Consider the following 15,212-nt stretch of genomic DNA (forward strand, 5'->3'; position numbering starts at 1 on the left):
AAACACCTTCTTTCGCTTCATCTCTATTCCGTTATTTTAAATAATGTTTTGAAATGAGTCAATCTTGAAATAAAAATGATACATTGTTCCGATTAATTATTGACTTAATATATTTAGTGTAATAACATTTAATTAATTGGAACGATTGACTTCCGATCATTGACAATAGAGGGTGAACATATTGGCTAATGGAAAACGAATTACTCATATTCAAATCGATTATTTCCTCGTGCCTCTCTCGGAGCAATTGGGAGATGCGCGGCACGGCATTCATTCGCATTTCGAATTAATTACCGTCACGATTGGCCTGGAGAACGGCAGTGAAGGTGTCGGCTATACCTACACGGGCGGCGTAGGTGGAAGAGCGGTCTGTCAGATGATCGAACATGATCTGAAGCCGTTCCTGCTGGGCAAGGATGCCAGCTGCATCGAGAAGCATTGGGAAGAGATGAATTGGAAGATTCATTATGTAGGGCGCGGCGGCATTGCTTCATTTGCCATCTCGGCTATTGATATAGCCCTGTGGGATCTACGCGGGAAGAGCTGCGACGAGCCGCTGTGGAAGCTGCTCGGCGGCCATGCCTCCTCCACGAAGGCTTATGCGGGAGCTATTGATCTCAATTTCACCAAGGAGAAGCTATTAGCTAATATTCAAGGGTATATGGATAAAGGGTTCCAGGCCGTGAAGATCAAGCTGGGCCAAGAGCGTTTGGCAGAGGACATCGAGCGTGTAGCAGCCGTTAGAGAGCTGATTGGACCTGACCGCACCTTCATGGTGGATGCTAATATGAAATGGTCGGTGGAGACCTCCATCAAGGCTGCTAAGCTGTTAGCGCCACATGATATCTTCTGGCTGGAGGAGCCGACAATTCCAGACGATTATGACGGCTACCGCCGGATCGGCGCTGAGGGCGGCTTGCCTATCGCGGCAGGCGAGAACTTCCATACCGTCTATGAATTCGTGAACATGATTACTCGCGGCAACATTGATTTCCCGCAGCCTGACGCGTCCAATATTGGCGGCGTAACGGGCTGGCTGAAGATTGCGAATCTTGCTTACACTTACAATCTGCCTGTGTGCACTCATGGCATGCAGGAGCTGCACGTCAGCTTAATGTCGGCGATGCCGAACGCGTCGTATCTCGAGGTGCACAGCTTCCCGATTGATCAATATACGAAGCGTCCGCTTGTTATTCAGGATGGAAGAGCCGTCGCGCCCGATGTGCCGGGCACAGGCGTAGAGTTCCGGTGGGAGCTGCTTCAGCCTTACAAGCAATTATTTTAAACATCTAATAGGGAGTGGATGGCAATGAAAGCGGCATTCTATGAGGGGAACAAAAGCATCTTAGTCGGTACAGGCGCGCGCAGAGAGCCAGGGCCTGCCGAGGTAGAGATCAAGGTCGCTTATGCGGGCATATGCGGAACGGACCTGCATATTTATCACGGCCACATGGATCATCGTGTGAAGCTGCCTCAAGTGATGGGCCACGAGATGTCGGGCGTCATCGAGCGTGTTGGCGGCCAGGTTGCGGACTATAAGCCGGGCGACAAGGTTACGGTGAAGCCGCTGGGACCATGCGGTGAATGTCCGGCATGTCAGGATGGCTGCAGCCATATCTGCCATCGCTTACAGTTCATGGGCATTGAGACAGACGGCGCGTTCCAATCGTATTGGACCGTTCCTGCAAGCACGCTGCATAGGCTGCCAGATGAGCTCAGCCTGCAGCATGGCGCGATGATTGAGCCGCTCGCCGTAGCTTGTCATGACGTTCGACTGGGTCAAGTAGCGCCGGGCGAATATGCCGTTGTAATCGGCGGAGGACCCATCGGTACGTTGATAGCGCTTGTTGCCCGTGCTGCTGGAGCAAGGGTTGTTGTGGCGGAGATTAATCCATATCGTCTCCAGCTGCTGGAGGAGCTTGGCTTCCAAACATGCAACTCCAAGGAGCGGGATTTGGCGGAGTATGTGCAGGAAGCAACTGGCGGCAAAGGCGCCGATGTAGTGTTCGAAGTGACCTCCTCCCTAGCTGGCGCTGAGGTAATGACCAAGCTGCCAAAGGTTAGAGGACGTATTGTCATTGTTGGCATTTTCAGCAAGCCTGTCCCCGTAGATCTGCATCGCTTCTTCTGGAGAGAGCTTCAGCTGTTCGGCGCGCGCGTATATGAGCATGAGGACTTCGAGCAAGCGATCCAGCTTGCGGCAAGCGGCGAGCTTGGGCTTGACCGTCTGATCACCGAGGTTTATCCCATCGAGCAGATTCAAGCGGGCTTCCAACAGATGGAATCCGGCAGCGGCGTGATGAAGGTTCTTATTCAGTGCAATTAAGCGGGAGGTAGCGGAATGGATATATTGGATTTATTTTCACTGCGGGGTAAAAAAGCATTGGTGACGGGCTGCAAGCGAGGCATCGGCAAATCCATGGCGATTGCGCTGGCGCAGGCTGGTGCGGGTATTGTCGGAGTAAGCGCAACCCTGGAGCCAGGGAGCGAGGTGGAGCAAGAGGTGCGCCAAGCAGGGCGAAACTTTGCCGGTTATGCCTGTGACTTCAGCGACCGCAGCGCGTTGTATGCGTTTATCACCAAGCTAAAGGAAGAGCATGCTGATATCGATATTATGGTGAATAATGCTGGCACCATCATGCGCAAGCCGGCGGCGGAGCATTCAGATGATTATTGGGATCATGTTATCGAAGTGAATCTGAACTCCCAATTCATATTGGCGAGGGAGATCGGACAAGGGATGCTGGAGCGTGGAGCGGGCAAAATTATTTTCACCGCGTCACTGCTTACGTATCAGGGCGGCATTAACGTGCCTGGCTATGCAGCGAGCAAGGGCGGCATTGGACAGCTGACCAAGGCGCTGGCGAATGAATGGTCCTCGCGCGGCGTTCAGGTAAATGCGATAGCTCCAGGCTACATCGAGACGGATAATACGGAGCAGCTGAGAGGGGACCCTGTCCGTTATGAGGCTATTCTAGGCCGGATACCAGCAGCTCGCTGGGGAAGGCCGGAAGACCTGAATGGAGCTGTTATCTACTTGGCTTCCTCCGCATCAGATTATGTAACCGGCACGATTGTAACGGTGGACGGCGGATGGATGGGCAGATAGCACTCTGACAAGAAAGAAGGGATCCAATGACGCTTGAGACTAAGACTGTTGTCATTACGGGAGCTACAAGCGGCATTGGCCGCAACATAGCGCTTTATTTTAGGGATAAAGGGTATCAAGTAATTGGCACGGGTAGGGATAGTGATCGCATCAATGCCCTTCAGGAGGAGCTTGCAGCCTTTCCTTCGCCAGGGAGAGTCTTCCGGGTGGATGTTCGCAGGTATGAGGAGATGAAGGAGCTCGTCCGTCGCCTGGAGTCGGAGCTTGGGGTTGTTCATGTCTGGATCAATAATGCAGGTGTGAATCGAGCGATTGGGCCGACATGGGAGGTGGACCCGGGAACGTGGGGAGACGATGTGGACATTAATCTTAGAGGAACCTTCTATGGCGTCCATGCTATTGTCCCCATGATGCTGAGACAGGGCTTCGGCCGCATGGTCAACTTAATCGGCGGGGGAACCACTCATGCAATGAAGAACAGTAACGCTTATGGAACGGCTAAGACGGCAGTCGCCAGATTTACAGAAAATTTGGCGGAGGAGCTGGATGAGACGGGAGCTTCTATCAAGGTGTTTGCGTTGAATCCAGGACTGAATGATTCGGAGATGACAAGAGCTCTGCGAGCAACGCCGGAAGGGAAACGGTATTTCCCCGATATGGAGGAATGGATACGTAATAGCGCCGCGAATCCTCAGGAAGCGCCGGCATGCGCCTACAAGCTGGCGGAGGGACTGGCGGACCAATTCCATGGATGCATAGTGACCGTATACGATCCTATAACGGAAGCGGGTTCGCTCCAGCCTGATCAATACAAGCTGCGACTGCAGAGCTGAGAAAAGGTGAAATCCATGAAATTACATCTATACAAAGCGCTCTGGGGGATGGAAGGCACCTATAGCGAGCAGTTCAAGCGAGCGGCGGATGCGGGGTATACCGGCATTGAAGCGCCAATGCCTCTGCCAGAGCAGGAGGCGGCCTTCCGCGAAGCGCTTCAGACCTATTCGCTTGCCTATATCGTCCAGATTTTCACTGGCGGTGAGGATCATATTGAATCCTTCAAGGAGCAGGTGGAGAGAGCTGCCGGCTTCGAGCCCCAGCTCATTGTTTCGCACAGCGCCCGGGATCGTATGAGCCATGATGAGCAGGATCGGTTCTTCGAGGCGGCGCTCCGAATAGAGGGGGACAACGGTATAACAGTTGCACACGAGACACATAGGCATCGGGCCATGTTCTCGCCGTGGACAACGGCAAGACTGCTGCATAAGTTCCCGGAGTTGCGAATTACGGCAGATTTCAGCCATTGGACGAATGTATGTGAATCTCTCCTTCATGACATGGAGGAGGAGATTGAGCTTGCCATCGCACACACCCATCATATCCATGGCAGAATCGGCTTCTCCCAGGGCCCGCAGGTTCCGCATCCTGCAGCACCGGAATGGAGCATGGAGCGGGAACGCTTCGAGGGCTGGTGGAAGCGGATGTTCAGCCGTCGCCAGTCGCAGGGGGAAGCTGTAAGCACGATGACGCCTGAATTTGGGCCAGTACCCTATATGCCGACGCTTGCCTTTACGAAGCAGCCTGTTGCAGATCTATGGGATGTGAATGAATGGATCGCCAGTCGGGTGAGAACCAGCTATCCAGACTGGATTGCTGCTGATGGCAATTGATGCCTTGCCCGGCTGAATAACACATAGAGCACTCGGGTCCTTCGGAAACGGGTGCTCTTCGTCTCCCTTAAGGGAATAGTCTAACTATTATAGGAGTGATACCTTTGCTGGAAATCGATAAATATTGGGAAGATCCCCGTACACTGCACATAAACCGCGAGAAGCCAAGAGCTTATTATATTCCGCATGCGGATGCCGATGGAGCTGCCTCCCGGAAGAGAGGGCGCTCTCCTTATTATCAGACCTTAAATGGCGCTTGGAAATTCCAATACTACGCCAGTGTGGAGGAGGTTCGCGACAGCTTCTATGAAGCGGCTTATGATGCAGGAAGCTGGTCCTCCCTATTAGTCCCCTCCTGCTGGCAGAATAACGGCTACGACGGCATGCATTATTCCAATCTGAACTACACCATTCCATGCGACCCTCCCTTTGTGCCGGACGACAATCCCGCAGGGCTGTACATTCGGGAGTTCAACCTCTCACCGGATTGGACGGAGAAGGAAAAATATGTGGTGTTCGAGGGTGTGAATGCGTGCTTCTATCTATGGGTGAACGGAAGCTTCGTCGGCTATAGCCAAGGAAGTCGGGTGCCTGCCGAGTTCAACATCAGCAAGCACCTTGTCTCTGGCGTTAACCGGATGGCGGTTATGGTGCTGAAATTTTGTGATGGCACTTACCTCGAGGATCAGGATTTATGGAGATATACGGGCATATTCCGGGATGTCTATATGCTGGCGAGGGATAAGGCGCATATTCGCGACGTGTTCGTGCGTACAACGCTGCTGAACGGCGACCGTGAGGCTCAACTGAATATCGAGCTGGAGATGGCCGGCGGTGCCGTTGTACAAGCTGTTCTGCGAGATCCAAGCGGCCTTGAAATAGCTGCGGCGCAAGGTGAAATAGGGCAAGGGGGACAGCTTCATATGCAGGTGCTGGACCCGCAGCTCTGGAGTGCGGAGCAGCCGGTGCTGTATGAGCTGCTTTTGTCCTCGGGTGAAGAGGTGCTGCGCTTCAGCGTTGGCTTCCGCCGAGTGGAGATTCAAGAGGGCGTGTTCCAGATCAATGGCGTTCCCGTGAAGCTGAAGGGCGTCAATCGCCACGATTCCCATCCAAGCCTTGGCCAGACCATTCCTCTGCAGCATATGATTCAGGATCTTCAGGTGATGAAGCGGCACAATATCAATACCATTCGGGCATCTCATTATCCCAATGATCCCAGATTTCTGGAGCTCTGCAATGAATACGGCTTCTATGTAGTGGACGAAGCGGACCTGGAGTGCCATGGGCTGGCTATCGCCGATAACTGGGACAATATGGCCAAAGGGCTTGGGATGCAATCCTATACGGACTTCCATGAGCTGTCCAACAATCCTGATTGGGAGGAGGCCTTCGTCGATCGGGCGGTTCGCATGGTGGAGCGCGATAAAAACAACCCTTGCGTGGTGATCTGGTCGATGGGCAACGAGTCGGGATACGGTCCTAATCATATTGCCATGGCGAAGTGGACGCGGGAGAGGGACAGCGCAAGGCCTGTTCATTATGAAGGAGGGGCCTCCCTGTACCTGGGTCATCCCGATACAAGCGCGTTGGACATGGAAAGCCGCATGTATGCATCTGTTCCGGAGATTGAAGCCTATGCCAAGGATGAGTCGAAGCTGAAGCCGCTGTTCCTGTGCGAATACAGCCACGCCATGGGCAATGGCCCCGGCGATTTGCTGGACTACTGGAAAGTCATCTACGCCGAGCCAAAGCTGATGGGCGGCTGTGTGTGGGAATGGTGCGACCACGGCATTGAGAGGGAAACCGAGCATGGCGAAACGTATTATGCGTACGGCGGCGACTTCGGCGAGAAGCCGCATGACGGCAATTTCTGCATTGATGGCCTGGTAGCTCCCGATCGTACGCCGCATACCGGCCTGCTGGAGCTGAAGCAGGTCATAGCGCCTGTTCGGATGGATGCCGTTGAGCTGGAGAAGGGCCGGCTGCAGATTCGCAATCTGTATGACTTCGTGGACCTCTCCCATTTGGTCTTCTATTGGAAGGTGGAGCGTGAGGGCGTGATCCTCCAGCAAGGCGAGCTTCGGGACTTGCGAACGGCTCCGCATACCGGAGAAGTGGTGGAGCTTCCGCTGCAACCGAAGCTGTTCTCTCTGGATGCGGTTAGCTTGACCATATCCTGCTGCCTGGAGGAGGAAAACGTGTGGGCGGAGCGTGGGCATGAAATCATGTTCCAGCAATTTGAGCTGACGTCAAGTGTTGGCAGCGGTGCTTCCAAGCTATTTGAAAACAAGGCCTCTCATACCTCCATCCAAGTGCTGGAGGTGGAGCGTAAGCTCCTTATTACTGGCTTTGACTTCAGCCATTCCTTCGATCTGCGGAAGGGTATGCCGGATCAGCTGACAAGGCACGGGGTGGCGCTGCTGGAGCAGCCTCTATCCTTCAATATGTGGCGAGCGCCTCTAGATAACGACAGACCGCTGGTCGCGAGATGGCAATATGAAGGGCTGGAGCATGCCGGCATGAAGGTGTATCGCTGTGATTGGGAGCAGCGTGCCGAGGGCGAGGTTGTCGTGACCGTTGAGTTTTCCTTGGGTCTCTACACGCGTAAGCCTATTGTGCGAGGGTCAGCCCAGTGGCTGTTCGATGCCCAAGGCGCGGTAACGGTGAAGGCAAGCGCAGAGGTGAAGAAGGAGATAGACTTCCTGCCTCGCTTCGGCTTGCAGCTAAGATTGCCGGCAGCCATGAATACGGTGGAGTATGTCGGTTATGGACCGCATGAGAGCTATGTGGACAAGCGTCAGAGCGTACGCAAGGGCAGATATGTACAGCGCGTTGAGGAAATGGGCGAGTCTTATATTATGCCGCAAGAGAACGGCTCCAGATGGGGCACGGATTGGGCTGTCGTATCCAATGAGCTGGGCATGGGGCTGCTGCTGGACGGTACAGAACCCTTCTCGTTGAACGCTTCCCGTTATTTGCCTCAGGATCTGACGGCAGCCAAGCATACGTATGAGCTTCAGCAGAGGAAGGAAACGATCGTTCAGCTCGATTACAAGATGAGCGGGGTAGGCTCGCACTCATGTGGTCCCAAGCTGATGGATAAGTACCAGCTGAAGGAGAAGCAATTTGATTTCCAATTTACCTTAAGACCTGTGTTTAAGGAAGATGAGTAAAAACGTATTGACGCCTAGCCTATCCAACTGTATAATCAACTAAAAACGGAACAATGTTCCGAAAATAATTAAATAAAAAAAAATTTCGGATTGTTGTTCTGTATTAAAATGTGGACCTATAATGGGAGGTTATGGCATGTCACGTGTAGTGAAGGATTTAATCGGCAAGCTCTGGCAGATGGAGAAGATGAGGGTAGGCGAAGGGGAACGAGAAGGGTTCCATATCCTTCCGGCAGAGCGGCAGGGTGTTATATTCAGCTGGAATTATGCTTCTGTGCCAGGGGATGTATACACGGATTTGCAGCGCGCCGGTGAATTGGAGGATCCTTACTTCGGCCGCAATATGCACAAGGCCAAGTGGGTGCAGGAATATGAGTGGTGGTACATTCGCAGGTTCAACGTCTCGCAGGATATGAAGGGCAAGAAGGTCCATCTGGAATTTGAAGGCGTTGACTACAGCTGCACCGTATGGCTGAACGGCCAACTGCTGGGCAGTCATGAGGGCATGTTCTCTCCGTTCTCCTTCGAGGTCAGCCAGTATCTCAACTTTGATGGATGGGCTGGCGGCTCCAATCAGCTTGCGGTCAAGCTGGACCCGCCGCCGAAGAACTTCCGCAATGTCGGCGGCAAGAAGGTGAACTTCTCTGGCGATTATTTCACCGGCCTAGTGCCATTCGGCATCTGGCGCCCCGTACGCCTCGTGGCTACAGAGGATGTGCGCATTGTGAATTATCGCACCGAGTCCGAGCTTAAGGATGAGGGCGCTGCCGTTCATGTGGAGGTTGAGCTCGACAATATGGCTGCAGAGTCGGCAACCGTCCAGCTCCAGATCGCGTTGAAGGGCAATAACTTCGAATCCGAGACGATTACTCGTACGGTGGAGGCAGAGGTTCAAGCCGGCAGCCATACAGTAAAGGCAAGTGTAGACGTTGCGGACGCGAAGCTCTGGTGGCCTTGGGACATGGGCACTCCGAATTTGTACGATATGGAAATTACAGTCCGGAAGAACGGTTCGGAGCAGGATCGTGTTGAGGACAGAATCGGCATCCGTACGATTCAGATGGAGAAGAATCCAGGCTTCACCGAAGAGGAGTCGGAATATCCGTGGACCTTCGTTATTAACGGCAAGCGCCAATTTTTACGCTCGGCATGCTGGGGCGGTCAGCCGTCCTTCCTGTACGGACGGAACAGCACGAAGAAATATGAGCATCTGCTTCATCTGGTGAAGGAGAGCAATATCAACAATCTGCGTATCTTCGGCTGGCATCCGCCGGAAATTCCGACCTTCTATAAGCTGTGCGATGAGCTCGGCATTACAGTGTGGACGAACTTCACGTTCTCTACACAAGCCTTCTCCAATGAGCCCGCATTTGTAGACTCGGTAGCGAAGGAATGTATTGAAATTGTGAAGCTTCGCCGCAATCACCCCTCCAATATTTATTGGATGGGCGGCGAAGAGGTGTTTTTCACAGATGCTCATATTGAGAGCGGCAACAAGGAGCTCATGGAAGCGATCGGCGTTGCCATTGGGGCATACACCTCCGTTCCTTACGGGCTTGCATCGCCGCTTAGCAATGAGTTCGGCCAGAGCATGGGCTTCAAGCCCAAGGAGTCCCAGCACGCCAACGAGCATTATTACGGCGGCGGCCGAAGCTTCATGGAGGAATATTACCCGGCTCTGGATTGCTCCATCATTCCGGAATTGACGGCGGCGTCGGCGCCATCTATCGAAAGCCTGAGGAAGTTTATTCCGGAGAACGAGCTTTGGCCGATGGGACCAAGCTGGGGCTACCACTGGGCCGATATCCACATTCTCCAAGGACTGAACATTGAGGTGTTCGGCGATAAGAGAATGGATTCACTGGAGCAGTTCGTGGAATCGACTCAAATCGCCCACGGCACGATTCTGCAGTTTGCCCTTGAATTGTATCGCAGACGGAAGCCTCGTATGAGCGGCGTGTCACTCTGTCACTTCATTACGCACTGGCCTGACATCAAGTGGGGGCTTGTCGATTATTACGGTCAGAAAAAAATCAGCTTCGACTATGTCAAGAGGAGCTATCAGCCGCTTCTGCCAAGCTTGGCATTCGCGAAGAGAAGATGGAATCCGGGCGAGACGTTCCAAGGCGAGCTGTGGGTTGTGAACGACTACCATGAGACCTACGCGGACACCGAGCTGGAATGGACGCTAAGCAATCATAAAGGCGAGGTTGTACAGAGCGGAACGATAGAGGCGCAAGTCGCTTGTAACAGCTCCGCCAAATTCAGCGACATCGCATGGACGGTGGATGCTGATGCAGCAGGCGAGTTCTCGGTATCGCTTACGTTGAAGCAAGGCGGCAGCGTTCTGGCCAGCAATGCATACAAGCTGCTTATTGGCGATCAAGCTGAGGCGAAGCGCATTTGTATCGAGCATCTGGACGAAAGCAACAAGCTGCGCGATGAATATGGCCACAGCTATTACCGCTACAACCCTGAGCTTTGGGAGCTGGAGTAATATCGGCAAGCGGTTGAATAATTATCGGTTCTTGAGGGAGTAAGGGATGAACATGCGACTACGTTTGTTCCATCCCTTCCCCTGTTTCTTGGAAGATTGTAACGGCTCAGGAGGGGATGGCTTGCTTCCATTAGAGGGTTTGCTCGTTGTGGAATACTGCACGCAGCTTGCCGGTCCCTTCGCGGGGTTAAGACTGGCTGATCTTGGGGCGCGTGTCATCCGAATCGAGGGGACGGAGGATGAGCCGCTTCCGCTTGTCAGCTTGTACCGCAACAAGGAGAGATTTCAGTTCTGCGTCGCCACTGAAGGAGAGCATGCGAAGCTGAGCAAGCTGATTGCGGAAGCTGATGTTCTCATCGAAGGGCCGCCTGCAAGCGGGTTGCAGACAACGCTGCTCCCCTATGAGAGAACGCAAGCGCTGAATGCCAAGCTGATCCATGCCAGCATAACGGGTTATGGCCGGAAAGGAGCCTGGAGTGCGAAGCCGTATGATGACTTGTTCGTCCAGTCACTCACGGGTATGCCTTGGCTGAGCGGAAATGCCAATGATCCCCCAATCCCATTCCCGCTGTCCACGGTGGAGATGTTCGCAAGCGCAAATCTCGTGCAAGGCATTCTTGCCGCTCTTGTGCTCCGTTCCAAGTCGGGGGAGGGAATGCTTGTTGAGGTTAGTCTGCTGGAGTCGGCGATTGATTATCAATTCGAGGTGTTGACGACTCATCTTAATGATGGAGGACAGTTGCCGCTGCGAAGCTCGTTAAATAATGCCCATGCTTATCTGGCGGCTCCATATGGAATCTATGAGACGGCTGATGGGTATTTGGCTCTGGCTATGGGCTCTGTGCTGGAGCTGGGCGCGCTGCTGCAATGCGAAGCTTTGGCCCACTATGAGGATGTTGCCAGTTGGTTCTTGAGGCGGGATGAAATTAAAGGTCTGCTCGCCGATCATCTCAGAACCAAAGCGGCTGCGGACTGGGCGGAGGACCTGGTAGCGGGCGACTACTGGTGCGCCGTGGTTCAGACGGTTGACGAGCTGCTTCAGCACGAAGGCTTCCTAGCCTTGCGGAATATACAGCAGGTGCAAGCGGAGGAGCGAGGCTTATTCCTTACGCCTTATTGTCCCATTCGATTCGACAACAACTATATGGGAAGTCGCCGTGGAGTTGGGCAGGCGGGCATGGACAACGCCAGGCTTGAGGCGGAATTTCAGCTGCTGTAGCCGCAGCAGCTGCATATTAAGTTGAAGCGAGAGTGATACATCATGATGCCGAGACCGCTGGAGGGCTTGCTTGTGCTTGACTTCAGTCAATTCCTGTCTGGTCCTTATGCAGGCTTGCGATTAGCGGATTTGGGCGCGCGAGTCATAAAGATTGAGCGGCTGGACTGCGGGGATTTGTGCAGAAGGCTGTATATTTCGAATTTGGAGCTGGATGGGGACAGCACGCTGTTTCACTCCATCAATCGGAATAAGGAAAGCTATGCTGTCGACTTGAAGTCCGAGGCTGATCGATGCAAGGTGCGGAAGCTGCTGAGCCATGCGGATATGATGGTTCAGAATTTTCGGCCGGGTGTCATTGAGAAGCTTGGTTTCGGCTATGAAGAGGTGAAAGCCATTAATCCGCGTCTCATCTACGGCTCTATTAGCGGATATGGAGGGAACAGTCCACTCCGTGATAGACCCGGACAGGATCTGCTGCTCCAGGCGCTCACGGGGCTGCCCTGGCTGCACCGAGACAAGTCGAGACGGGGGCCTATCCCATTTGGTCTTGCCATTGCAGATATGATAACCGGAGCCCACCTTGTGCAAGGCATGTTGGCGGCTCTTGTGCGTCGATCCATCCAAGGCAGCGGCGCATTTGTAGAGGTCAATATGCTGGCATCCACCTTGGATGCCATGCAGGAGATCTGGGAGGAGAAGTGGATGCCGGGTCGAGGCTCTACCTTACCTGTCGAAGGAGCAGAAGGATCGGAGTCCATCCGCTGGCTGAAGGGGCTGTATCCAACAGCTGCAGGCTATATTGCGCTCGGCGATATGCCTCTTCACACATTGGCCCAGGCGATTGCCCCTCACTTCACCTTGGATACGCTCGGCGAAGCTACGGCTGCCCGCATGGAGGAGCTGCTGACAACACGTCCTGCTCATTATTGGAGCGTTGAACTGCAAAAGGCCGGCATTCCTTGCGAAGAGCTGCTGGATTGGATGCAGCTTATGCAGGAGGAAGCGTTCAGAGAGCTGCGTATGACGCAGGACATCTATCGAAGCAACGGAGCCCGTATGACGGCAATCTCCTGTCCCATCAGGTTGAACGGCCATCGGCTGCAGTCCTCTAGAGGAGCGCCGCGTATTGGAGAGCATAACGCCGTTGTTGAATCGGAATGGAACATTACACGTTGAAGAGATGGTGATGAAGTTGAAATTAAAAGGAATGACATGGTCTCATGAGCGCGGCTTGAACCCATTGGCAGCCGCCTCTGAGGCGTTCCGCAAGCTGGAGCCTAACGTCGAGATTGAATGGGACGCGCGTTCTCTGTCTGATTTCGAGCTGTATCCGCTGGAGCTGCTTGCAGATACCTATGATCTCATTATGATTGATCACCCCCATATAGGAACAGCAGTTGCGAAGAGACTGCTGTTGCCCTTGAATGATCGGGTAGAGGAGGCTTTTCTGAAGGATCAGGAGCTTCATTCGACAGGATTAAGCTACGCCAGCTATACGTATGAAGGCAAGCAGTGGGCGCTGCCTGTGGATGCAGCAGCTCAAGTCAGCGCCTACAGACAGGATTTGCTGGATCAGGTCGGTCTATCGCCTGCCCGAAGCTGGAGCGACGTGCTCGCCATCGCCAAGAAACTGCCCAAAGGGCAGTCAATTGGCCTACCGCTTGTGCCAGTGCATGCGTATTCAACTTTCTTCACGTTATGCGCGCAGCTGTCGAACCGGGCCTATTGGAGTGAAGGTCTTGATCTTCCTATGGAGGTAGGCGAGCAGGCGCTTGCGCTTATGGAAAGCCTGATGCCGTATGTACATTCGGAATCGGTGCATCAGGATCCCATTCAAATGCTGAATCTTATGGGTACCAGCAATGAAATAGCGTACATTCCGCTTATCTACGGGTATTCCAATTATGCGAGAGTCGGCTTTCGACCGTACCTGGCGAGCTTCGGCAACATTCCGTCTGACAGCGGCGTGCCAAGCGGCAGCATGATTGGCGGTGTAGGGCTTGCGATTTCGTCGCAATGCCGGCATTCTGACATCGCTGCCAGTTTCGCCGTTATGGTCGCTTCACCAGAGTTCCAGCGCACCTCGTTTTTCCTGAATGACGGTCAGCCAGGCCATCGGGAGGCATGGCTGGACCCCGAGGTGAATCGTCTCTCCGGCGGCTTCTTCAAGAACACGCTGGACACATTGACACACGGCTCCATGAGACCGCGTTTCCATGGCTATATCAGCTTCCAGGAGCAGGCTGGCAATCTGATTCGGTACCGCCTGATGAATCAGGCGACGGAGCGGAGAACGGTTATTCAAACCTTAAACGAAATGCGTATACAGGTTAGACGAGAGCATCAGGAAACGGGGATGTGAGCAGAATGAAGCTGCTGGAGGATATTGTTGTACTGGATTTCAGCCAATATCTGGCAGGCCCTGTCTCAGCACTTCGGTTAGCCGATTTGGGGGCGCGAGTCATCAAGATCGAAAGGCCGAACGCGGGTGATGGAAGCCGCCAGCTGACACTGTCGAATCTAAGGGTAGACGGAGAGAGCACCGTATTCCAGTCTATGAATCGGAACAAGGAAAGCTACGCTGCCAACCTGAAGGACCCCTCTGATCTCGCAAAAGTAAAGCGGTTGATCCAGCAGGCGGATGTCATCATTGAAAATTTTCGCCCCGGCGCTATGGAGAAGCTCGGTCTTGACTATGAATCGGTCAAGGCGCTGAATCCTGGCATTATATACGGCAGCATTACTGGCTACGGCGTGGAAGGCCCTTGGAAGAACAAGCCGGGTCAGGATTTGCTGGTTCAATCTATGTCCGGCTTAGCCTGGCTGAACGGCGACGGCGAGCAGCCGCCTGTTCCCTTCGGATTAGCAACAATTGATTTGCATACCAGCTCCGTATTTGTTCAAGCCTTGCTGGGCTTGCTGTACAAGCGAGAGAAGACCGGTCAGGGCGGACTAGTGGAGATCAGTCTGATGGAGGCGGCTCTGGATTTCCAATTCGAAGTGCTGAGCGCTTATATGAACAAAGAGCCGAGAGAGCTGCCCAAGCGAAGCAGGTTCCGGAATGCCCATGCTTACCTTGGCGCGCCATATGGCATCTATGAAACAAAGGATGGCTATATCGCGCTGGCTATGGGCTCCATTCTGACATTAGGCGAACTGCTGCAGTGCGAAGAGCTGCTCGTCTATACGGAGCAGTCAGCTTGGTTCGATGAGCGGGACACCATTAAGGGAATATTGAATCGTCATCTGAAGACGAGGTCGACAAAGGAGTGGCTCGATATTCTCGAGCCGGCCGATTATTGGTGCGCTGAGGTGTTCGATTGGGAGCAGTCTCTTCAGCATGAAGGCATCAAGGTGCTGGATATGTTCCAGGAGGTCGTAAGGCCAAGCGGCGAGGTGTTCAAGACGACGCGTTACCCGGCAAGGGTGAACGGACAGCTGCTCAAGCATGAGAAAGGAGCGCCTCCAGTCGGCGAGCACACGGTACGAATTAATAGGGACTTCGGTCTTGAGGGTTCGGTGGACAACGATGGAGGGAAGTAAGTCG

General features: G+C 53.6%; 11 protein-coding genes. All 11 read left to right on the forward strand.

From position 1 onward, the window contains the following. Positions 1 to 181 precede the first annotated feature (181 nt). The 11 genes from AC0VYE_RS10885 to AC0VYE_RS10935 all read left to right on the forward strand — a co-directional run bounded on the left by AC0VYE_RS10885 (position 182) and on the right by AC0VYE_RS10935 (position 15,208). On the forward strand, positions 182 to 1,285 hold the full coding sequence (locus AC0VYE_RS10885; protein ID WP_475447826.1) for a mandelate racemase/muconate lactonizing enzyme family protein: 1,104 nt from the start codon (positions 182 to 184) through the stop codon (positions 1,283 to 1,285). Positions 1,286 to 1,309: 24 nt separating this feature from the next. Then, positions 1,310 to 2,326: a zinc-dependent alcohol dehydrogenase gene (locus tag AC0VYE_RS10890; protein ID WP_475447828.1), complete on the forward strand. Its 1,017-nt coding sequence runs from the start codon at positions 1,310 to 1,312 to the stop codon at positions 2,324 to 2,326. A 15-nt stretch (positions 2,327 to 2,341) separates the two neighbouring features. Continuing rightward, complete coding sequence (locus AC0VYE_RS10895; RefSeq protein WP_475447830.1) at positions 2,342 to 3,109, forward strand: SDR family oxidoreductase; 768 nt, start codon at positions 2,342 to 2,344, stop codon at positions 3,107 to 3,109. A gap of 26 nt (positions 3,110 to 3,135) precedes the next feature. Continuing rightward, positions 3,136 to 3,942 (forward strand): SDR family oxidoreductase, encoded by an 807-nt coding sequence (locus AC0VYE_RS10900; protein ID WP_475447832.1) that lies wholly within the window; start codon positions 3,136 to 3,138, stop codon positions 3,940 to 3,942. 15 nt (positions 3,943 to 3,957) lie between these two features. Beyond that, on the forward strand, positions 3,958 to 4,776 hold the full coding sequence (locus AC0VYE_RS10905) for a sugar phosphate isomerase/epimerase family protein (RefSeq protein WP_475447834.1): 819 nt from the start codon (positions 3,958 to 3,960) through the stop codon (positions 4,774 to 4,776). Between the two features lie 95 nt (positions 4,777 to 4,871). Further along, a complete protein-coding gene (locus AC0VYE_RS10910) occupies positions 4,872 to 7,949 on the forward strand; it encodes a glycoside hydrolase family 2 TIM barrel-domain containing protein (RefSeq protein WP_475447836.1) in 3,078 nt (1,025 codons plus the stop codon). A gap of 136 nt (positions 7,950 to 8,085) precedes the next feature. Continuing rightward, positions 8,086 to 10,446 carry a beta-mannosidase gene (locus AC0VYE_RS10915; protein ID WP_475447838.1) on the forward strand — a complete coding sequence of 787 codons (2,361 nt, stop codon included), beginning with the start codon at positions 8,086 to 8,088 and terminating at the stop codon, positions 10,444 to 10,446. A 121-nt stretch (positions 10,447 to 10,567) separates the two neighbouring features. Further along, positions 10,568 to 11,665, forward strand: coding sequence for a CoA transferase (locus AC0VYE_RS10920; RefSeq protein ID WP_475447840.1), 1,098 nt, complete (start codon positions 10,568 to 10,570; stop codon positions 11,663 to 11,665). Positions 11,666 to 11,707: 42 nt separating this feature from the next. Beyond that, positions 11,708 to 12,841: a CaiB/BaiF CoA transferase family protein gene (locus AC0VYE_RS10925; RefSeq protein WP_475447842.1), complete on the forward strand. Its 1,134-nt coding sequence runs from the start codon at positions 11,708 to 11,710 to the stop codon at positions 12,839 to 12,841. Then, positions 12,792 to 14,027 carry an ABC transporter substrate-binding protein gene (locus AC0VYE_RS10930; protein ID WP_475447844.1) on the forward strand — a complete coding sequence of 412 codons (1,236 nt, stop codon included), beginning with the start codon at positions 12,792 to 12,794 and terminating at the stop codon, positions 14,025 to 14,027. Before AC0VYE_RS10925 ends, AC0VYE_RS10930 begins: the two co-directional genes overlap by 50 nt. A 5-nt stretch (positions 14,028 to 14,032) precedes the next feature. Beyond that, the gene (locus AC0VYE_RS10935; RefSeq protein ID WP_475449528.1) at positions 14,033 to 15,208 is read left to right on the forward strand and encodes a CaiB/BaiF CoA transferase family protein; all 1,176 of its coding nucleotides are present in this window, start codon (positions 14,033 to 14,035) and stop codon (positions 15,206 to 15,208) included. Positions 15,209 to 15,212: the final 4 nt, after the last annotated feature.

Source organism: Pristimantibacillus sp. Z349TD_6 (genome assembly GCF_056173205.1).